The following is a 20,850-nucleotide window of genomic DNA, read 5'->3' on the forward strand; positions in this document are numbered from 1 at the left end:
TAGTTGCGAGATTTTAAGATCAGCTAGCTTCTAATCAAACTTTTAATACACAGCAACAGATGCTCGTTCACAATAATAGTATAATAGTGAATGAGGTGTTAATAATATGGAAGATAATACATTAGGTTTACTATTAGATGTTGTTGGGGAATTATTTTCAGATGAAATTTCAATTGCTGTATCGAATACGAAAGAATATATTTATTATCGGCCAAGTAAACGAATTGATTTAAAGATTAGCATCGGGGATCCTATAAAGGAAGGAACGATTGCTCATAAGGCAATGGTGACGAACCAAAAAACCTCTGAGTTTATTAATCGGGATGTTTTTGGTATTCCTTATCACGGAATGGCCGTACCATTTGCAAACAATGGGAAGCTTGAAGGTTGCGTGACAGCTATTTATCCAGCTTTAACGGATGGAAAGTCAGTCGTTACTTTAAAAACAACGGACGGTTGGATTCCGGTTCCTTTTTCAAAGGTTATGTATTTAGAGGCGAAAGATAAAAAGACGTATGTAAATTCAGAAGAGTTAACAGGAACACATAAATACTCGTTACAAGAATTCGAATACTTACTTCCGAAAGATTCATTTATTAGATGCCACCGTTCCTTTATTGTAAACGTAAATCATATTAAAGCGATATATCCTGATACGCATTCTACTTTTTTACTTTCGATGGATAATGGAGAGAGGGTACCAGTTAGTCAATCATACGCTAGCTATTTTCGCAAACTTCTAGGATTCTAGAATATTCTGCTTTAGAACCTTGATTCGCTGTTTTGTCTGAATTTTTGGCATTGTATACTGAAATCCCTATTTGGATACTGTTAAAGTGTAAAATAATTATGAATATTCATTAGGAGAGGGATTACATATGGAGAATAATTTGGATAGAATTAGGGATCAACGTCTGAAAGATCGCGTAGTTACACCTGAAGAAGCAGCTTCATGGATTGAAAGTGGAATGACTTTAGGCTTAAGTGGGTTTACACGTGCAGGTGATGTGAAAGCAGTCCCATTTGCGCTTGTAAACCGAGTTAAGAATGATAAATCTTTTAAAGTGAATGTTTATACTGGTGCCTCTTTAGGTTCTGATGTGGATAAATTATTTGCGGAAGCAGGAATTTTAGGGAAAAGATTGCCTTTCCAAGCCGATGCGGCTATGCGAAAAGGAATTAATAACGGAGACTTTTTATTTGTAGATCAGCACTTGTCTCATACAGCAGAGTTACTTCGCGCTGACGTAATGGATGTAGATTTTGCTATTTTGGAAGCGGTTGCGATTACTGAGGATGGCATGATTATTCCAACGACTTCAATAGGGAATTCTCTAGCGTTTTCTTTAAATGCTAAGTCCATCATCATTGAAATGAATATGGCTCAATCCGCGCAACTAGAAGGGCTACATGATTTATATGAACCAGGTAAACAAGGAGAAAGGCTTCCAATTCCAATTGTGAAAACGGATGATCGAATTGGAACGATTGGTATTCCTATCGATGCTGAAAAGGTGAAGGGAATTGTGTTTACGAACCAACTAGACTCACCATCGACAATTGTTCCTCCGGATGAAGAAACTGTTATCATGGCACAGCATTTAATAGAGTTCCTTCGAGAAGAAGTAAAAGTGGGCCGATTAACAAATCGTTTAGCACCGTTACAATCGGGAATTGGTTCAGTGGCTAATGCAGTTCTTCATGGAATGTTAGATTCTGAGTTTGAAGATTTAGAAGTGTATTCTGAGGTTTTACAGGATGCGGTCTTTGATCTTATGGATGCTGGGAAAGTCAATTTTGCTTCATGCTGCTCAATTACACTTTCTGAGGAGAAAATGCAAAAAGTATTTTCTAACTTTGAAAAATATCGTCACAAATTAATGATGCGCCCACAAGAGATATCCAATCATCCTGAAATCATTCGTCGCCTTGGATTAATTTCAATTAATACTGCTTTAGAATTAGATATATACGGAAATGTGAACTCTACTCACGTTTTAGGTACAAAAATGATGAACGGTATCGGTGGTTCTGGTGACTTTGCAAGAAATGCCCGTCTAGCTATCTTTGTTACTAAATCAATTGCGAAAGGTGGTAACATTTCAAGTATCGTTCCTTTCGTTTCTCATGTAGACCATACGGAACACGATGTAGATGTTATCGTCACTGAACAAGGGTTTGCTGACTTAAGAGGACTTGCACCAAGTGAAAGAGTGGAACTCATTATTGAGAATTGTGCACATCCAATGTATCGTGATCAACTACGAGCTTATTATGAGGAAGCAAAAACAAGAGGCGGACAAACTCCTCATATTTTAGAGAAAGCTTTTTCTTGGCATACGAATTATGCTAAAAATGGAACGATGCTCGAAGCAGTAGTAGAAACTGTGTAGAAATATAAGAATGATTCTTAGAATAATATGCTATAAAGATTGAAAGAAAAGAACGCCAATTTTCAGGAATGGCGTTTTTTTCTTTTAAAAAATTATTATCTATTATGAAGAATTATAAAAGTAATCTCTTATTTACGGAAATAAGAGGTTTTTTAAATTAATTTTCGAATCATTTTAAAGTGTATATATCGAAGGTGAGGAGAAAGAATCATGAAGATAAGAAAAGCGTTATTAAGTGAAGCAAATGAATTAAGTGAACTTGCACTACATTCAAAAGCAACGTGGGATTATAGCGAAGAATTCATACTTGCTTGTAAGGAAGATTTAACAATTACAGAAGAGTACATAAAAAATAACTTTGTATATGTTTTAGAAAACGATAATACGAAGATTGGTTTTTTCTCATTTTTACGTAATGAGAAAGCTCTCGATTTCCTTTACATTCATCCCCGATACAAAGGGAAAGGCTACGGGAAAATATTGTGGGACTATGTAATAAAAAAAGCAAATGAACTAGGATTAAAAAGTTTTACGATTGATAGTGATCCGAATGCAAAAGGGTATTACTTGAAAATGGGAGCAAAGTTAATCGGAGAGACACCATCCACTGTTTTTAAGGGTCGTTTACTGCCTCTTTTGAAATATGATGTGTAAAACAATTAATAGTAGGAGAAGCTGAAAATGGATCATATAAAGAGAAAAAGAATATATGAAGCACTAATAAAATCGTGGTCGATTGAAACAAATTCAAAGTGGACAATTGAAAATCCAGCAAAGGGACAATGCGGCGTGACAGCTCTCATTATTCAGGAGTTGTGTGGAGGAGAGATACGAAAGACAAAGATAGGGGAAGTGTGGCATTTTTACAATATAGTAGATGAGGAAAGATATGATTTTATTTGGAGCCAATTCAGTGAAAAACTGAATTATATGGATATAGAATCAAATCGAGAAGAAGCATTTGCAGATACAAATGAAAAACAATATAGCATTTTGAAGGAAAAGTTAATGAAAGAATTTAAATTATCTTTTGACTCTTAATCTTTAATAAGTTACTATAATGGTGGTAACTTATTAAAGGGAACTTCATAGAGTTGAAAGGGGAAATACTTTTGAAAACAACTTATGTAAACGCTACAATCGTAACGATGAATGAACAAAATGAAGTGATAGAAAATGGATATATCATTGTAGAAAATGATCAAATTATAGATGTGAAGAGCGGAGAATTCGCTACTGATTTTGAAGTAGATGAAGTAATTGACATGAAAGGAAAGTGGGTTTTACCAGGGCTTGTAAATACACATACACACGTTGTAATGAGTCTCTTAAGAGGTATTGGCGATGATATGTTATTACAACCATGGCTTGAGACGAGAATTTGGCCACTTGAAAGTCAATTTACTCCAGAACTTGCGGTTGCTAGTACGGAACTAGGATTACTTGAAATGGTGAAAAGTGGTACAACATCATTCTCTGATATGTTTAATCCAATTGGAGTAGATCAAGATGCAATTATGGAAACGGTATCAAGGAGCGGGATGCGAGCTGCTGTTTCAAGAACTTTATTTAGCTTTGGAACGAAAGAGGATGAAAAGAAAGCAATTGAAGAAGCTGAGAAATATGTGAAGCGTTACTATAACGAAAGTGGTATGTTAACTACGATGGTTGCACCGCATAGTCCATATACATGCAGTACAGAACTGTTAGAAGAGTGTGCACGTATTGCAGTAGAAAATCAAACGATGGTTCATATTCACCTTTCGGAAACAGAGCGTGAAGTACGTGATATTGAAGCACAGTACGGAAAACGTCCAGTAGAATATGCAGCAAGTTGCGGATTGTTTAAACGACCGACAGTTATTGCACACGGTGTAGTATTAAATGACAATGAGCGTGCATTTTTAGCAGAACATGACGTTCGAGTAGCTCATAATCCGAATAGTAATTTAAAACTAGGTTCTGGTATAGCGAATGTAAAAGCGATGCTAGAAGCGGGAATGAAAGTAGGAATTGCAACAGATAGTGTTGCATCTAACAACAATTTAGATATGTTTGAGGAAATGCGCATTGCAACTTTATTACAAAAAGGGATTCACCAAGACGCAACAGCGTTACCGGTTGAAACAGCTCTTACACTTGCGACTAAGGGAGCTGCTGAAGTAATTGGGATGAAACAAACAGGCTCACTTGAGATTGGAAAGTGTGCTGATTTCATTACAATTGACCCGTCTAATAAGCCGCATTTACAACCAGCAGATGAAGTGTTATCACACCTTGTGTATGCTGCTAGTGGAAAAGATATAAGCGATGTAATTATTAACGGAAAACGTGTCGTTTGGAATGGCGAATGTAAAACGTTAGATGAAGAGCGTATTATATTTGAAGCAAGTCGATATAAACGAGGTTTGCAAAGATAGGTATTTTTAGGCTGTGGAGAGGGTCTTCTCCACAGCCTGTTTTTGAGTCTAACCCTTTTTTATTAATAAAAAAGAATAGAATGATTTATATAAAATCACTAGTTTCAAAAAATCCTTCACGTAATAATGATTAGATGAAGGATTTTGATGTTTCTTATTTTTTTGTCTCGTTGACCCATTTAATAATGTCCTGGATGACGTACTCAGGAACATTAGCAGGGATTTCATATTCACTAGGAAGACTTAATTCCCCATCACCCTCCGTGAAGAAATGATTCAATTTTGGGTATTCATTGAACTGAACATTCCTGCGGTTTGAAAGCCCTTCCTGCCATTTTGTATATTCATTTTTTACTGTTACTTGATAATCGCGTGATCCTTGCAGAATCAGTAAAGGCTCTTTTCGTGATCTTGCCTCTTCAACTGGACGCCACCTAGAAACATCATACATAAAATGAGGTAACCCAAAATTGTAGCCAGCTGGAGGATGGTCAGGATTGAAAGTAGGATCTTGGATGAAAGCGAACTGTCTTTTTAGTTCATCGATTACTTCCTTTGACGCCCCTAGGTATTGATTCTGATCAATGGCAATGTCAGTCAATGGGCGTGCAGGTGGTGCGAGTAAGATACTTCCTCTAACAAGTGAGGAAGGGGATTTGCTTAGTATACGCGGCATTGTGCCGGCTCCTAGACTATGTCCAAGAATGAAAATATTATTTGGATCAATGCCTTCCTGCTGCGCTGCTGATTTTGCTGCATATATGGCATCATCTGTAGTTTCACGGTCTAACGTAACAGGTTCTGCACTCATCTTTAATGCGTGTTCTAAGGTGCGTTTTTCATAGCGCAACACTGCAATTCCATTGGACGAAAGGCCCACCGCAAGGTCTCGTAAGATTTTTGTTCCCAGATATGTACTATCGCGATCATGGATGCCAGCGCCATGAACAAGTACAACTACGGGTACCTTTTCACCAGGCTTATGTTTCGGAACTGTTAATGTGGCTGGTAATGGATAGGTAGAATTTCCAATGACGATTTCACGTTCTTGATAGGAAGCAGGTTGATCATATCTAGGATGCGGGATAATATAAGATTCTGGAGGCGTCCTTACCCCAACCTCATCTACTTTCCCGCCAGGTGTGAATTTTAAGAGTAACGGTATGGTAGTTCCTTCAATAGTTCCTGAAATTTCCACCGTCTGATGAACCAAGTTTCGTTCTTTTATCACGGGGGTTCCCATGCTTTTTATCCCGCTCCAGCCACTGTGTTTCCACCAGTTTTGTAATGTGTTTGTTGTAAACTTGGATTGAAAAGCAGTAGACGTCAACTGAAGTGCCTCTGCATACTTACCTTGCTGGAGATATTCAAGAAATAATGATGTACGCTCCGTTAAAGAGACTTGTTTCTTTTCTACAGGTTGTTTCTCACGTGTATCTGCGTGAATAGCTGTTGTAAGCGGAAAAGATGAAATGCCTAAAGAAAAGAGTAGGGTAAAGGAAAGTACTGATTTTTGTATTTTCTTTTTTTTAATCATATTTTAACCTCCAAAATGTGATGATAAAAAACAGGTATGATAAATTAAGGTTCGGTTGTAACAACGTCTAAATCATTGATATGTTCATCTAAAACCAACAGTTCTAGTTTTGTTGTAATCGCTCTGGCAACTTCTAACCTCTCTTTGTTCCTTCACTTTATATTTTGACTATACGAAACAAAGTTCTCGTTTTTCTTACTTGATCCTTACAAAATCCTTAAGTGTATAAGATTTGTAAAATACAACTTTCTACTTGACTTGGATTCCAAAAAACAAAGCGGCATTGCTGAATGGAGATACGAAGATATTCCAACCAAACTGTACCCTATACGTCTATTAAGTTAGTTATGGGGAAATTTACATAAAACAGAAGGGAGGTATGCAATAAGAGATTTTTTATAAACACTTGAGCGAACAGTGCAGATTAAACATTCAATCTTTTGCTATCCTTTTTAAAAGGGTAGCTTTTTTCTTGAACGAATAAATATTCAAAAGAATGTCGCATCTTTCTGGTAGTATTTCTGCTATAATATATTACGCTTTATAATATTTTATATTTAAGGAGAACAACTCATGAAGCGAAAGAAGAGCCGTTTAATGGTAATGGCACTTGTTACATCTTTATTATTAACAGCTTGTAATAATAAGGAAAATAAAAGTGATACAAAGGCAAAAAAACAAGTATTAAATGTAACAGTATCAGAAGAAATTCCTTCTCTTGATACAGCGAAAACGATGGATGGTACGTCGGCACACGTTATGCAAAACATATTTGAAGGGTTGTATGTATTAGACGATCAAGATCAGCCGATTCCAGCAGTAGCAAAATTCTTTAAAAGAAGTGAAGATGGTAAAAAATATACATTTGAATTGCGTAAAGATGCAAAATGGTCAAATGGGGACAATGTGACAGCGCATGATTTTATGTTTGCGTGGAAACGTGCAATTACCCCTGAAACAGCGTCTCAATATGCGTCCATGCTCTTTTACGTGAAAAATGCGAAAGAGATCAATAAGGGAACAATGCCTCTTGATGCACTTGGGGTTAAAGTTATAAATGATTATAAGTTAGAAGTGGAACTAGAGCAGCCAATTCCTTATTTTTTACAGTTGTTAGCACTACCTATATATTTACCACAGCATGAATCATTTTTGAAAGAACAAGGGAAGAATTATGCGTTGGAACCTAGTAATCTCCTATATAACGGTCCATTTGTATTAGAGAAATGGAAGCATGAACAAGAGTTTCAATTAAAGAAGAATGCTACATATTGGGATCAAAAGAAAGTGAAGTTAGACGAAATAAACTTTCAAATTGTAAAGGATACAATGACGGCTGTTAATTTATACGAAGCTGGTAATTTGGATAGGGTACCTATTAATTCTCAATTTGTAGACAAGTATAAAGGGAATAAGGAATTACATATGTCGAGTGATTCCGGAATTGCTATGCTACGTTTTAATGAAAAAAATAATGCATTAGCAAATAAAAAGGTACGTCAATCTATTTCATTAGCGTTAAATAAAGGGGACTTCGTTGCTCACTTTATTAATAACGGGGCAAAACCTGCCAGTGGATTGGTACCAGCTGGTCATATAAATGAAGAGACTGGTAAAGATTTTAGAAAAGAAAACGGAAATCTTTCTTCATATGATTTGCAAAATGCGAAAAAGATTTGGGATGAAGCGAAAAAAGAGCTTGGGGCAGAACAAGTAAACCTCGAGTTATTAACGTTTGAACAAGATAATGCAAAACGTATGGCGGAATATATAAAAGGTGATTTAGAAAAGAATTTACAAGGACTAACGATACAAATTAAACAACAGCCATTTAAGCAAAAATTACAGTTAGAACAAACAGGTGATTACGATATAACTATGGCAAATTGGGGACCTGACTATAAAGATCCAATTAGTTATTTAGAACTATTTACGACGGGGAATCCGAATAATAAAATGAATTATTCTAATGTTCGTTACGATGAATTAATAAAGAAAGCGAAAACGGATTTTGTACTAGATACGGAAAACCGATGGGAAGCGTTGCGAGAAGCCGAGCAGGTATTATTAGAAGATGCTGCGGTGGCGCCGCTTTATCATATTGGCTCAGCATATGTACAAAAGGATTATGTAAAAGGAATTGAAAAGCATCAATTTGGTGGTATTTATACTTATAAGAATGCTTATATTGCTAATGAATAAATACAAAAAACCTTACTTTTAAAAAGTAAGGTTTTTTTACAGAGGGCAGGGAAATCCTTTGGTGGTGTTCCCGACATATAAAGAAGATAAATGCAAAATTGTAGTTATGCATTCATAAGAAGTTGCAACAAATAAGATTGAGCAGTTTGTTTAAGTAAAAAGAAGAATAGAAATATAGCATATATGGAATAAGGGAATACCGTACAGGTCAGTATACAAGCATTCTCTTTCTGTAACTATGTTTGTTTTTAATTATATAAAAAAATATTAGATTATATATTTTGTCCTTGGTATACTTAAAAGGTAATTTGGGTATTAAGATGAATTGATAGAGCAGTTTGTTTGGAATTATTTGAGTATTATAAAAAAAGCGGGAGCTTAAGTGTTCGATTGGAACGGGACTTTTTTTATATGAATTAATTGGTATGTATAATACTTGGAGAGATATTAATTTGGGGATATCGGTGATTTGGTTTAGAAGTTAATGTTAAGGAATTAAGGGGAAAATTAGTATGAATAAGAAAGTAAAAAAATTAAAATATTTTATGGTTATATTAGCTTGCATTGCAATTTTTGGGACAGTTTTACCTAATGTATTAGATCCAAATGAATCATTAGCAGGAAAAATTTCAATTGCAACTTTCGGTACAATTGGAGCTTGTTTACTATTCTCTATTATGTATTTTATTGTAAAAAAAGCTATTTTAAGAGGTGGGAAATAAGATGGGACAAAATTTAGAGTTAGAATTACTTCCAATAGGATCTGTTGTAATGTTTAAAGATTGGGAACATCCATTAATGGTTTAAGGAAGAAGACGGATGGATTCTAAAACAAAAAACATGTGATTATGTATGTTGTTATTTCCCTCATGGTAATATTTCTTCAGAGTACAATTTCTTTTTGAATCATGAAGATATCTCTAGTGTGTTACATCTTGGTTTTATTAATGAAACAGAATTAGAGTTTCAAAAATTATTTAAAAAAGAAATTGAAGAAAAGCAGTGATTCTTTTTAGGTGTTGGTGTTTTTGAAATAGTTAAAGAATAAATCTTAATTCACATATACATAAAAAAGGGGAATTTCTATGAAATCATTACGTTTATTTATGATTCTCACTCTTGTTGTATTGTTAAGCGCGTGCAATACAGCAACACAAGTTAAAAAGGTTCAAAAAAATGGAGAAACGACTTTGAAAATTGGTTCTCTGCAAGGGTATTACGATGTACAAACGCTTAAAGCTGAAAAAGGAAATGTGGAAATCCCTTATGAAGCAGCTGTTGAAGAAGGTACGGTTTTATTACAAGTTACAAACGATGATAAGGTTATTTATGAAGAAGAAATCACTTCTCAAAAAGAAGGTTTGCTTTCTTTTGAAGCTCCAAAATCCGGATCATATGATTTAATTGTACGCGTGAAGGGTGAAAAAGAGAAAGCAAAAGAAATTCAAATACATACTAAGCTATGAAAAAACGGCAAGTGGAGTGCACCCGCTTGCCGTTTCCATTTTCATTTGATTCTGTTACAACATATGTTTATCAATTTAAGAGGTGATCTTCCGAAATTCCTCATGAAGTTAAAATAAGAGATGAACAAAAAAATGTTACAGCTTTGGCATGTTAGTAACGGAATTTATACCTCTCTTTTACATGATAAAAAGACTGGGTTTGATACATTTTTATTCGAAAGAGATGTAGGTGGTAAAAAGCAAGTAATAGTATTTAGGGGGAGGGACATAAGGTGATGCTCTTTTTGGAGAAGGTGTCCTAGACCTTACTACAGATATTGATTATATAGGGGGAAATAAGTTGAAAAGCATTGAAGTTCTAAATACATACATTGAAGGGATTTCTGTTGCAATCCCTACGTGGTTAAAACATCTAATTGAGGCAGAGGAGATACATCAAAACTATGAGAATGTACAAGCACTTGGTGCATTAAAAACAGATGCAGTGTTGTACTATGTACACCGTACGCTGCAAGTGCTAGATGGATTGCCTTTAGATGAAGAAGCGTATCGTATTATTGAAAAGGTACTAACGTATAGTGAACTTGCAAAGGTAGGATCTTTAAAACAACGGGAGCAATGGAAGAAAAAGGGGATTAATCTATTGGTACATAACGAGGGTTCTGCTGATATCTTTAGTGATATTCAGTTTATTGAACGTGTAGAGACAAACTTAAACGCTATTGAATATTTGTTTATTCGAGATTTAATTAGAACACATGGATTAATCGGGCAGTATATCCGCGGGGAGGCTCGTTTGGACTCTCATGTTGATTTAATTAACACGTATAAAGAAGAATACGGAGACGTTAGGTTAAAGGAGATTCTATACTATCTTAATCAATGCATTATTGAGGGCGTATCAAAAGCTTTGTGGAGTGAAGTGAAGAACGATGTGAAAATTACAATTGATGGTTTGTTTGACGGTTATATGGAGCCATTTACTTCTCGCATACATAGACTCACGCCAAAACATAAGGAGTCAGCATTTGAAAAAGATATAATTATGGGGAGCGAGAAGAGTGACGTTCAAACATTCTTATCTGATAAGGATTTGTGGTATGTAGAACCGTCTATGCATGCTCTTAGCTTTGAGGATATTTGGACAGTTTTTGTTATGTTAAAGAATGAGATAGGCACTAGAAAAGTTCAGCATATACATTTCGAGAAATTGATGCAACAGCTGCATTATGATTTCAAAGGCGAAAAAAAGGACAACGTGTATCGTAAGCGGGTTATTGAGAAGTATCTACGGGAGTACCGTGAGAACGAGAAACCGAATACAACGCATGTTTCTTTTGAGGTTAAAGTCGATGAAGATATGAAGACTGCGTATGTGTCGTTTCAGTTTTCTGCTGTAGGTGAGGCGTTAATTACCTTCTGTGTAGAGGCAGAAAAGATAGATATGATGCATGCTCGGGCAAATGTGCTGCTGTTTGATTTCTTCGGGTTACGAAAGGATGCATATGATAGATTCCATAACGAAGAAGTTTATTTGGAGCATATGAATAGCTCGGCTGATGATAAACGAATTATTCTTGATTATATAAAGGGAGATACGATTGTAGATGTCGGAGCTGGTGGTGGTGTCATGCTAAACATGATTGAAGAAGAGACCGAGAATAAACGAATCTACGGTATCGATATTTCTGAAAATGTGATTGATACGTTGAAAAAGAAGAAGCAGAACGAGGGGCGTTCTTGGGACGTCATTAAAGGAGATGCAATCAACCTAAGCAGCTCGTTTGAAAAAGAATCGGTTGATACGATTGTATATTCTTCTATCCTTCATGAGCTGTTCTCTTATATCGAGTATGAAGGTAAGAAATTCAATCATGAAGTAATTAAAAAAGGACTGCAGAGTGCCTATGAGGTGTTAAAGCGAGGAGGTCGTATTATCATTCGTGATGGCATCATGACCGAAGATAAAAAGTTAATGCGGTTGATTCGTTTTAAAGATGCAGGCGGAATGAAATTCTTAGAGCAGTATGCCCATGAATTTAAGGGGCGTATAATCCAGTATGAGGTAATTGCAGAAAATACAGTCAAAATACCTGTTAACGATGCAATGGAGTTCTTATATACATATACCTGGGGAGAGGACTCCTTCGTTCATGAAGTGCAGGAGCAGTTTGGAATCTTTACGCCAAACGATTATAAGGATTTTGTAAAGAGTATCTTTGGAGATAAAGTAAACATCGTTCAAGCTATGAACTATTTGCAGGATGGATATACAAACCATCTTAGCGAGAAAATCGAGTTTACAGATGAGTCTGGGAATGTGGTTGCGCTACCAGATAGTACGTTCTTTATGGTTTTAGAAAAGAGGCAATGATGTTGAAAACCTTTAAAAATATAATTTTAAAAAACTGAATTTAATAGTCTTCAGTTAAAGAGCGTGTTTTTAGAGTAACGAAAAATTCCTAATTTCTTAATTTTATACCGAGAAACATATCTAAGTGGGGTATTGGCGATTAAAACCGGGAATATTAGAACAACATCGCTAGCTGAAATTTATCGAAACGCTCTTGTGTTTCAAAACCTTCGTAATCCAGATAAGGATAAGGGGAAGTGTGGTGTTTGTGAGTTTCGGTATGTTTGTGGGGATCGCGTTCTAGAGCATATGCGATGACGGGGATTACATGGAAAGTGAGCCTTTCTGCGTATATATTCCAAAAGCATTGCGAAAACAGAAAAAGAACATAAAAAAAGGGACATGAGTAAAAGCTTACTCATAGCCTTTTTTTATGTATAGTACTTCGCATCCTTCATTAAAAATTCACTACCTATATCTGTTGTACTAAAACAAGTTTTTTACACATGAATTCTATTAAACCGATTTTAACAACGAATAAAAATTCGTATCATAGGGAATATCATCTTGATACATATAATTTTTTAGAACTCCTTCTTTTTCAAAACCTAATTTTAATAGAATTTTATTGGAAGCCTCATTTTCAAGAAATACAATGGCCCCAATACGCTTTAAATGAATGGTATGGAAACCGTATGATATAACTTCAGAAACAGCTTCAGTTGCATATCCTTTTCCCCAGTGTTCAGGTAAAAAGGCATAACTTAAATTGGCCCGTTTATGCTCAGAAGACCAATCGTGAAAACCAATTGTTCCAATGAGTTCTTTCTTGTTTTTTAATTCGATTCCCCATTTTATACCGCTTCTTGCATTGTAACTCAACTTAAAGTTATGAATGATTTGTTTCACTTGATCAATATCCTGTAATGGTTTTTGGCCATAATAGCGCAGTACGTCAGTATTAGAAAAGCATTTTAGTATACTTGGTGCATCTTCTTCGGTAAGTTCTCTTAAAATGAGTCGGTCGGTTTTCAATATAGGAAACATGTTTTCACTCCATTTCTTTTAAAACTAGAATGTGTTGTTATTATATAATCTAGTCTGAAAATAAAGATTATTCAAGAGGGAAGTATGGTTTTAATTTATGATAAAATGGATTGTGGAATATATTTCAAAAAGAGGTTTGTATATGGAGAAAAATTCAATTTTAATTGTAGATGATGATCAAGATATTGTTCGATTTGTTAAAGCGAATTTAATGCAAGAAGGTTTTAAAGTTTTTAGTGCTCATAACGGAGAAGAGTCTTTAGAAATAATAAATAATAACAGTATTCAACTTGCTATTTTGGATATTATGATGCCACAAATGGATGGGATAGAATTGTGTAGAAGAATTAGAGTGAAACATAGTTTGCCAATTATGTTTTTAAGTGCAAAATCATCGGACGTAGATAAAGTCGTCGGATTTAGTACAGGAGCAGATGATTATATTGTGAAGCCGTTCAGTACAATTGAATTAATTGCAAGAGTGAAGGCTCAATTAAGAAGGTATACATATTTCAATCAAAATGCTGTCCAAGTAATAGAAAAGAAAATAAATATTAGAGGTTTAGAAATAGATGAACTGTCGAGAACAGTAATGTTATATGGAGAAACAATCAATCTTACGAAAACTGAATATGATATTTTGTTCTTAATGGCAGCTGCAAAGAATCGTGTATTTACAATTGAAGAAATATATGAGAGCGTTTGGAAAGAAAGGGCCTATGAAAGCAGTAATACAGTAATGGTTCATATCGCAAGATTAAGAAATAAAATTGAAGAGGATCCAAAAGAACCGAAGTTTATTCAAAATGTTTGGGGAGTCGGATATAAAATTGAAGATTAAATCATTACAAGGCATTAGAGCTAAGTTTTTTATCGCATTCATATGTAGCATCTTGTTAGCAACTGTAAGTATAATAGTGTTTCAAATTTTAATTGGAAATGTATATAGTCACGCTAATTCGTTAGAAGAAAAATATTCATTTTTATATTTTATAGTTTTTTTGATTTTTACTACGACATACTTTGCATGTATGACAAAAACAGTGATGAAAAGACTGTCTGAAATTAATAAGAACGTGAAGGAAATAAGTAATGGTAATTTTGAAGTACATATACCTATTTCAAAAAATGACGAGATTGGTGAATTAGCGAAGAATGTAAATAGAATGGCCAAAAGTTTAAAAGAGTCTATCGAGAATGAAAAAAAATCACAGGAAATGAAAAATGAAATGATTAGTAATATTTCGCATGACTTACGAACACCTGTAACATCTCTAATCGGTTACGCGGACTTGTTAGGAAATAAACTGCATGCAAATGGAGAAGAATGTGAACAGTATGTAAGCATATTAAAGCGAAAAAGTTATGAATTAAAAAATCAAGTAGATGATTTATTAGAATACTGTCAAATAAATTATAGAGAGATCGAATTACATAAGAGTGTAGTACATATGAAAGCGTTCATCGAACAAATCATGATTGATTTTGTACCACAACTAGATGATGCCGATATGAGCTTTTGTATTAAAGGTCATAAGGAGTTACATGTGGAAATGGATGTAGCGCTTATGGTGAGGTTATTCGAAAATGTAATTAGTAATAGTATTATGTACGGGAAAGATGGAAAGGAGATTTTTATTCAAGTTTCTAAAAGAGATATGAATGTTGAAATAGAAATTAAAAATTTTGGACAATGTATTCCGAATAAGAACCTTCCTTACGTTTTTGAGAAGTTTTATCGTGGTGAAAAATCACGTAGCTCTTATACGGGTGGAAAAGGAATGGGGCTTGCAATTGCGAAAAGTATAGCAGAGCTTCATAAAGGGGATATCACTGTGCGCAGTAACGAGAAAGAAACTGTTTTCACCATCGTTTTACCACATTATAAAGAATTGTAAGAAAGTCGTAAGTATTTCTTTTATATGTCGTAATTTTCACATCGTATCATGTAGAACAAAGATAGGAGAGTAGGGATACAACATGTGGAAGAAAGACGTATTAGTAATTTTAGTAGTTTTTTTAATTACAAGTTGGAGTGTAGTTTATTTAATGGATGGTGTTATATCAGTCGTTTTTTGGTGGAGTATACAAGCGTTTAGCTTAGTATCAATCTTTATTTTGATAGCGTCAGTATTACTATTTGTGTGGAAAGGCATTTTCAGAAAGCGAATAGATAGAACACTACTCTTCATAGTTCTTTTCTCTATAATAGGGGCTTGGCCCTTAGGATGGTTCGCTAACATAGGCGGACTTGCTTACCCAGCAGATGTACAGTCTATGACTCCTAAAGTAGTCGTTCGCTTTCCTTTGAATGAACGAGCACTAGTAGGCTGGGGTGGTGATCGGTTAGAAACGAACTATCATGTTATAAAACCGAATGAACGATGGGCATATGATATTCTTATCCCGCCTGCTGAAGTGAAAAGTAGTAAGTTAGAGGAGTATGGGATATACGGTACAGATGTACTGGCACCAGTTTCTGGAACAGTTGTATCAATTAATAATGATGAAAAAGATTTAGTTCCAGGATCGGATGATTTTCAGTCAATGGCGGGAAATCATATTTATTTACGACTAGATGAAACAGGGACATTTTTGATTCTTGCCCATTTAAAGAAGGGGTCAATTAAAGTGAGGGAAGGACAACGTGTGAATGAAGGAGAGTTTCTTGCTCAAGTCGGTAACTCAGGAAGTTCAAGTGAGCCCCATTTACATATTCATCATCAAAGGCAGAATCCATCAAAGGTAAGTATGTTTTTAGCGGAAGGACTGCCACTGTACTTTCAAACTGAAAAAGGTGCGATAATGCCGGAAAGAGGCACATATATAAGAGGTAATTAGAAGAGAATTACTTCAATGAGAAAAGGTATTCCAGTTTTTGGAATACCTTTTCTCATTACCCTACAAATGTTTGATACAGTAAGAAAATATTTAAAATGATAACAAGTACAGCAATGATCCAAGCGATAAAGGTAGTTATGCGGTGATTAACGAGTGCACCCATAATTTTTTTACTACTTGTAAACATAATAAGTGGTACTAATGCAAAAGCAATACCGAATGATAAGACGACTTGGCTCATGACTAGAGCGTAAGTTGGATTTACACCTAAAGCGATAATAACTAATGGTGGAATCATTGTAATAAATCGGCGTAAGTATAACGGAATATGCATTCGAATGAATCCTTGCATGATAATGTCACCAGACATTGTACCGACTGAGGAGCTAGATAAACCTGCTGATAAAAGTCCGATTCCAAATAAAGCAGCGGATGCAGGACCGACTAAGTTGCTAAATTGATTAAAAGCAACATCAAGATCTTCAACATGCAAGCCGTTTTTAAAGAATAGTGCAGCAGCAACAATTAACATGCTTGCATTAATTGCTCCAGCGATAACCATTGCGATAATGATATCAATAAACTCAAAGCGGAAAATCTTTTTCTTTTGTTCATCATTTGTTCCGACTACTCGGCGCTGTGTTAAAGCGGAATGTAAATATATTGCATGTGGCATAACTGTCGCGCCTAAAATACCAGCTGCTAATAAGATACTATCCACGCCTTGGAATTTTGGAATAAATAGTCCTGAAAGTAAAGGGCTTAATTCCGGTTTTGCGTAGAAAACTTGTACACCAAAAGCGATAACAACGATAAAAATCATCCCTGTTATAATAGCTTCTAATGGACGGAAACCTCTGCGTTGAAATTCAAGAATAATAAATGATCCGGCAGCTGTTATTAAAGCGGCTGGTAACATTGGAATCCCGAATAATAAGTACAATCCGAGTGCCGCTCCAATAAATTCAGCTAAATCTGTCGCCATAATAACGAGCTCCCCTTGAATCCATAAACCGATGGAAACAGGTTTTGGGAAGTTTTCTCGAGCGATTTCAGGAAGATTTTTACCTGTAGCAATTCCTAATTTAGCGGATAAAGTTTGGATTAATACAGCCATTAAATTAGAAGCAAGAATTACCCAGAGTAATAAATATCCATATTGTGATCCAGCGGCAATATTTGTCGCGAAATTGCCAGGGTCAATATAAGCGACTGAAGCGATAAAAGCAGGACCTAAGAATGGTAATAGTCTTTTTAAGCCTTTCGTTTGTCCGCTTAATGCTAAATGCGCTGATTGAACAGTTGCACTTTGAGAAGGGACTTGTTCATCTTTTGATATATCTTTATTCATAGTAGTTTTCCCCTTTAAAATGTTAACTTGATGAAATTATTGTAAGTATTCTTATTGTTTATTTCAATCCATTTAAATGTACTAGGTGATATTTTTATTTGAACATAAATGTTTCCTTAGTGCAAATTATATGCCTTTATACAATGAATGGTGTGATGTTATAAAAAATTGGGAGTTTATGGCATGATGACGTGGGGAAACATAATGAACTAAAGGACTAATTTTGAAATTTATGTGAACATAAAGTCGATAATACAGCATATTAATTGATGGAATTGCATTTGTATGATATATAATATATTGGGATTACAACATAACCATAGTATTTTGGTGTGTAATCTTGTTTTTTATTTTTGTTAACTGATAGAAAATAGTATAAAGAGAAGAAAATGGGATTCATTTTCTTATTATATATGTTTTGATATGAACGTTAACTTATACATGATTTTAAAATTTAGATAGGTGGTAGAAATACATTGGCAACTACAAAACCATACAGAGTATTACTATATTACATGTACACAACAATTGAAAACCCAGAAGAATTTGCGGCAGAGCATTTAGAATTTTGTAATTCACTTGAGTTAAAAGGAAGAATCCTTGTAGCTAAAGAAGGTATTAACGGAACTTGTTCTGGTACTGTAGAACAAACAGAAAAATACATGGAAGCAATGAACAACGATCCACGTTTTGACGGTATCGTATTTAAAATAGATGAAGAAGAAGGGCACGCATTTAAGAAAATGCACGTACGTCCTCGCCCAGAGTTAGTTACACTTCGTCTAGAAGATGACATTAATCCACACGAAATAACTGGGAAGTATTTAGAGCCAAAAGATTTTTATGAAGCAATGAAACAAGAAGATACAGTTATCATTGATGCACGAAATGATTATGAGTTTGATTTAGGACACTTTAAAGGTGCGATTAAACCGGATATTGAATCATTCCGTGAATTACCAGACTGGATTAGAGAAAATAAAGAAACACTCGAAGGTAAAAAGATTTTAACGTATTGCACAGGCGGAATTCGTTGTGAGAAGTTTTCTGGTTGGTTAGTTCGTGAAGGTTACGAAGATGTAAGTCAGCTTCACGGCGGTATTGTAACGTACGGAAAAGACCCAGAAGTACAAGGTGAGCTTTGGGATGGACAATGTTACGTGTTCGATGAGCGTATCTCTGTACCAGTAAACCAAAAAGAACATGTTATCGTAGGTAAAGACCACTTTTCAGGTGAACCTTGTGAGCGCTATGTAAACTGTGCAAATCCAGAATGTAATAAGAAAATTTTATGTTCTGAAGAAAACGAAGCGAAATATTTACGTGCATGTTCTCATGAATGCCGTGTAAGCCCACGTAACCGCTACGTAATACAACATGAATTAACTGAAGAACAAGTAGCTGCTGCGTTAGAGAAGATCGAAGCAGGGAAGTAAGTGGAATTTGTGTAATAAAAAAGAGTACTCCAAACTTTATGTTGGAGTACTCTTTTTATATTGTCCGGTTCAGCTTTTTGTCGGTTTCTGTCGGCAAGTCAATATATCTGGAAAATCGCCGATATATCCGAAAAATCGCTGATGAAAATTTCATTTACTGTAGCGCACCACGTATTTCAATGTAAAAACAACTTTCTTTACTTTGTATCATCTTTCTCTCTCACAGCAGACAACACTGTTTGTTTTACCCATGCTTTTCTTCTTCTATGCTGTACACCCCATTGATATAACCCTTGCGCACCTAAAATAAGTGAAATGACTATACCGCTAATTGCTATTAAAAGCGCGAAGAATTCAAGGGGCGAAGATATTTTGTTTGAATCGGTGTTTCTTAAAAGATCAATCATAGTAAAGCCTAACATTTGGCCTACTACAGAGTAGAGCGTTAAAATTAATAATAAAAGGCTATCTTTTTTTGAAGCGACATTTTCTTGATATTTAAACAAACTATCAAGATTTTGTTTTGCATTCGAGTATAAAATTTCGATGTTAAAAAGTTTTCTTAAGCGAAAGAAAATATCTTCACTCTGTGATTGGGAGACTAGCTCTAAAGAAAAGTAATTCGCTGTAAATGAATTGATTGAATAAATTAATTTCTCTATTTCATTTGTATCTTGTTCAATGTTAAGTTCAGCATAAGCGTTTGCCATTTTTAATAAAACGATTTTATGAAATAGATTTAATAATAAAGCGTAATAAAATTCTCCGTACATTTGACTCGCAAGTTTAGCTATTGCATCGTCAGCTTCGTTCGTAATACATGTAAAAATATGTTCTTCCATTATGAAATAGCGATTGGGTGCCCATCTCTGGTAAGCATGCAGCTTTAAATAATTATGAATATAAGGAAGATTATTTGCACTCACATATGGCTTACCATCACTGGTTAACCCGGAAAGACTGGAAGTACGATAAACATCCACTTCATTAAGTTCCATACCTTCTTTTAGTGACAATAAAGTTTGAACGTACATTCTTTGGTCTTCAAAGAAAGGAAAGGTTTGAAAGTATGAACTTCTTAATCTTTTCTTTTCAAAGAAATCTGTTACGCCATGAAATAAATAACCAAAAATGAATTTTTCCACTTGGGAATACTTTTTTCCGTTACATTCAATACAGATAGTCTCAGTTGTATCATTTTTAGTTTCAAGTACACGGAAGCGAGCGGCGAATTCGATTGCTTCAGATAAAGTCATGTTTGGAGCAGTATTTACTTCTGTTCGAATTGTTAAGAAGCCAAGCTCATAAGGGCAAAGTGTTACATCAATAGAGTGTATCTTGAATGGAACAGAAATAAGATTTGTTGTTAAATGTCCAGTTAAGTTAAGATCTTTAGAATAGCGCTGCAATCCTTTTTGATGCTCTGAGTGAGGAAAGAGTATTTTATTTGTAAATGAAAGATAATATGCTTCCATATTTTGATGTGAAACTTGAAACTTTCCGTAGTATGTATTTTCATTTTCAAGATGATCGAGTCGAAAAGGGTGAAAATCATTTTTCTGTAAGAAAGGGAACATATTTTGTTCATATCCAGTTTTAAAAGAAAACGGGAATATAAATTGAAATATAGCTGTTGTTACATCTTTTTCCTCGATTGTATGTATTGCCTCCATTTACATTGTTTCCTTTCCAAATATGCTATAAAAACAACATGCCCAAATTCATTTGAAAATAACCACTGTTTTATACTTGATTAAGAATGAAAATTCAGCTTATTTAGTAGGGGACATGTATAATGTTATGT

General features: G+C 34.8%; 17 protein-coding genes and 2 pseudogenes. 15 read left to right on the forward strand and 4 right to left on the reverse strand.

Going from position 1 to position 20,850, the window contains the following annotated elements:
- Positions 1-106 precede the first annotated feature (106 nt).
- The 5 genes from ATN06_RS09375 (at position 107) to ATN06_RS09395 (ending at position 4,813) form a co-directional block, all read left to right on the forward strand.
- A complete protein-coding gene (locus tag ATN06_RS09375) occupies positions 107-751 on the forward strand; it encodes a LytTR family DNA-binding domain-containing protein (protein ID WP_060630403.1) in 645 nt (214 codons plus the stop codon).
- 127 nt (positions 752-878) lie between these two features.
- A complete protein-coding gene (locus ATN06_RS09380) occupies positions 879-2,393 on the forward strand; it encodes a succinyl-CoA:acetate CoA-transferase ScpC (protein ID WP_060630404.1) in 1,515 nt (504 codons plus the stop codon).
- A gap of 210 nt (positions 2,394-2,603) precedes the next feature.
- Positions 2,604-3,047 carry a GNAT family N-acetyltransferase gene (locus ATN06_RS09385; protein WP_060630405.1) on the forward strand — a complete coding sequence of 148 codons (444 nt, stop codon included), beginning with the start codon at positions 2,604-2,606 and terminating at the stop codon, positions 3,045-3,047.
- A gap of 27 nt (positions 3,048-3,074) precedes the next feature.
- Positions 3,075-3,434, forward strand: coding sequence for a YunG family protein (locus tag ATN06_RS09390; RefSeq protein WP_060630406.1), 360 nt, complete (start codon positions 3,075-3,077; stop codon positions 3,432-3,434).
- Between the two features lie 53 nt (positions 3,435-3,487).
- Entirely contained in the window at positions 3,488-4,813 is a 1,326-nt protein-coding gene (locus ATN06_RS09395) for a bifunctional S-methyl-5'-thioadenosine deaminase/S-adenosylhomocysteine deaminase (protein ID WP_140350467.1), read from the forward strand.
- 154 nt (positions 4,814-4,967) lie between these two features.
- On the opposite strand, the gene ATN06_RS09400 is transcribed toward ATN06_RS09395, so the two are convergent.
- Positions 4,968-6,350, reverse strand: coding sequence for an alpha/beta hydrolase (locus ATN06_RS09400; RefSeq protein ID WP_060630408.1), 1,383 nt, complete (start codon positions 6,348-6,350; stop codon positions 4,968-4,970).
- Positions 6,351-6,923: 573 nt separating this feature from the next.
- Between ATN06_RS09400 and ATN06_RS09405 the strand changes: the two genes are divergently transcribed.
- The 6 genes and pseudogenes from ATN06_RS09405 to ATN06_RS28215 all read left to right on the forward strand — a co-directional run.
- Complete coding sequence (locus ATN06_RS09405; RefSeq protein WP_060630409.1) at positions 6,924-8,552, forward strand: peptide ABC transporter substrate-binding protein; 1,629 nt, start codon at positions 6,924-6,926, stop codon at positions 8,550-8,552.
- Between the two features lie 512 nt (positions 8,553-9,064).
- Entirely contained in the window at positions 9,065-9,274 is a 210-nt protein-coding gene (locus ATN06_RS09410) for a hypothetical protein (protein WP_060630410.1), read from the forward strand.
- Between the two features lies 1 nt (position 9,275).
- Positions 9,276-9,558, forward strand: a pseudogene (locus ATN06_RS29190) (DUF4176 domain-containing protein).
- 79 nt (positions 9,559-9,637) lie between these two features.
- Entirely contained in the window at positions 9,638-10,018 is a 381-nt protein-coding gene (locus tag ATN06_RS09420; RefSeq protein ID WP_060630411.1) for a BA_1872 family lipoprotein, read from the forward strand.
- A gap of 340 nt (positions 10,019-10,358) precedes the next feature.
- Positions 10,359-12,392, forward strand: a complete 2,034-nt coding sequence (locus tag ATN06_RS09425) for a class I SAM-dependent methyltransferase (protein ID WP_060630412.1) — start codon at positions 10,359-10,361, stop codon at positions 12,390-12,392.
- A 111-nt stretch (positions 12,393-12,503) separates the two neighbouring features.
- Positions 12,504-12,777 (forward strand): annotated as a pseudogene (locus ATN06_RS28215) (radical SAM/SPASM domain-containing protein); the annotation flags it as partial.
- 110 nt (positions 12,778-12,887) lie between these two features.
- Here ATN06_RS28215 and ATN06_RS09430 read toward each other — a convergent pair.
- A complete protein-coding gene (locus tag ATN06_RS09430) occupies positions 12,888-13,418 on the reverse strand; it encodes a GNAT family N-acetyltransferase (RefSeq protein WP_060630413.1) in 531 nt (176 codons plus the stop codon).
- 142 nt (positions 13,419-13,560) lie between these two features.
- Here ATN06_RS09430 and ATN06_RS09435 point away from each other — a divergent pair, with 142 nt between their 5' ends.
- From ATN06_RS09435 to ATN06_RS09445, 3 genes are all read left to right on the forward strand, one after another.
- Complete coding sequence (locus ATN06_RS09435; protein ID WP_060630414.1) at positions 13,561-14,259, forward strand: response regulator transcription factor; 699 nt, start codon at positions 13,561-13,563, stop codon at positions 14,257-14,259.
- On the forward strand, positions 14,249-15,316 hold the full coding sequence (locus tag ATN06_RS09440; RefSeq protein WP_060630415.1) for a HAMP domain-containing sensor histidine kinase: 1,068 nt from the start codon (positions 14,249-14,251) through the stop codon (positions 15,314-15,316). The genes ATN06_RS09435 and ATN06_RS09440 overlap by 11 nt, the downstream gene beginning before the upstream one ends.
- Before the next feature lie 82 nt (positions 15,317-15,398).
- Positions 15,399-16,259, forward strand: coding sequence for a M23 family metallopeptidase (locus tag ATN06_RS09445; RefSeq protein ID WP_060630416.1), 861 nt, complete (start codon positions 15,399-15,401; stop codon positions 16,257-16,259).
- 55 nt (positions 16,260-16,314) lie between these two features.
- Here the strand turns inward: ATN06_RS09445 and ATN06_RS09450 are convergent, their stop codons facing one another.
- Positions 16,315-17,610, reverse strand: coding sequence for an Nramp family divalent metal transporter (locus ATN06_RS09450; RefSeq protein ID WP_060630417.1), 1,296 nt, complete (start codon positions 17,608-17,610; stop codon positions 16,315-16,317).
- 476 nt (positions 17,611-18,086) lie between these two features.
- On the opposite strand from ATN06_RS09450, the gene ATN06_RS09455 reads away from it, so the two are divergent.
- The gene (locus ATN06_RS09455; protein WP_060630418.1) at positions 18,087-19,046 is read left to right on the forward strand and encodes an oxygen-dependent tRNA uridine(34) hydroxylase TrhO; all 960 of its coding nucleotides are present in this window, start codon (positions 18,087-18,089) and stop codon (positions 19,044-19,046) included.
- 197 nt (positions 19,047-19,243) lie between these two features.
- Here ATN06_RS09455 and ATN06_RS09460 read toward each other — a convergent pair whose 3' ends face one another.
- Complete coding sequence (locus ATN06_RS09460) at positions 19,244-20,719, reverse strand: hypothetical protein (RefSeq protein WP_060630419.1); 1,476 nt, start codon at positions 20,717-20,719, stop codon at positions 19,244-19,246.
- Between the last annotated feature and the right edge of the window lie 131 nt (positions 20,720-20,850).

The organism is Bacillus thuringiensis, from assembly GCF_001455345.1.
Lineage (GTDB): Bacteria > Bacillota > Bacilli > Bacillales > Bacillaceae_G > Bacillus_A > Bacillus_A thuringiensis_N.